The organism is Ruegeria sp. AP12 (assembly GCF_056540025.1).
In genome coordinates, this window is sequence record NZ_JBQFVZ010000159.1 from 1 (window position 1) to 838 (window position 838).

Consider the following 838-nt stretch of genomic DNA (forward strand, 5'->3'; position numbering starts at 1 on the left):
CCCACCTTATGTCTGCATTTATTTTTATTTCGGCTCAGATTCAGAGTTTTTTCATCCCATTTGTCCAGAGTCCTCTCAGACAGACAGGAGGGCCGGGATGACCCACTCAGATATCTTGAAAGCTTGGTATGCCGAAGTTTGGGAACAAGGGAATACCGATGTGATTGATCAATATTTTGCACCGGAAACCATGGCTGAGGGGCTAATCCCTGAAATGCAGGTTGGGGCCGATGATTTTCGCGATCTGGTGATGGCCTTCCGGCATATTCTGGGTGAAATCTCGGTGGAGCTGCCAAAGATCATCGAAAACGGGGATTGGGTGTCCGCCATTCTACATGTCAAAACCTTCCGCGCTGACAATGATGCCCCGCTGGAGGTGACCGGCCAGGTCATGGCCCGCTTCAAAGGCAAAAAGATGGTCGAGGCCTACAACCAGTTCGATTTCATATCGTTCTTTGAACAGCTTGGGCAATTTCCGCAGGATACCCTTCCCGTCTGCATGACCGGTCATCGACTGGATTGGTTCTGAACACCCAAGCCGCCTTGACCCCCAAGTTTCAGACGCGATAGCTAAGGCCATACGTGCTGCGCGCATTCAGCGCGCGGACGTTATTGCAGGGAAATGGGTCATGCTTCGTGATCGACAAAGCCAGCTGTCCGAGCGCATTTTGACCGTCGGGCTGGCGTGACATGGCGCCTTCAGTACGCGACCTTGTTCTGGTCTTCGGCAGAATTGGTCTTTTGTCCTTCGGCGGCCCTGCAGCGCAGATATCCTTGATGCATCAGGAGTTGGTAGACCGTCGCGCTTGGTTGTCTGAGGAAACTTATTTGCGCGCCT

General features: G+C 52.7%; 2 protein-coding genes. Both read left to right on the forward strand.

Going from position 1 to position 838, the window contains the following annotated elements; genetic code table 11:
• Positions 1-529: ester cyclase (locus tag ACR0E6_RS21965; protein WP_480587325.1), on the forward strand; the 529-nt coding region annotated here is incomplete at its 5' end.
• 161 nt (positions 530-690) lie between these two features.
• On the forward strand, positions 691-838 hold a 148-nt coding region (locus ACR0E6_RS21970; protein ID WP_480587329.1), incomplete at its 3' end, for a chromate transporter.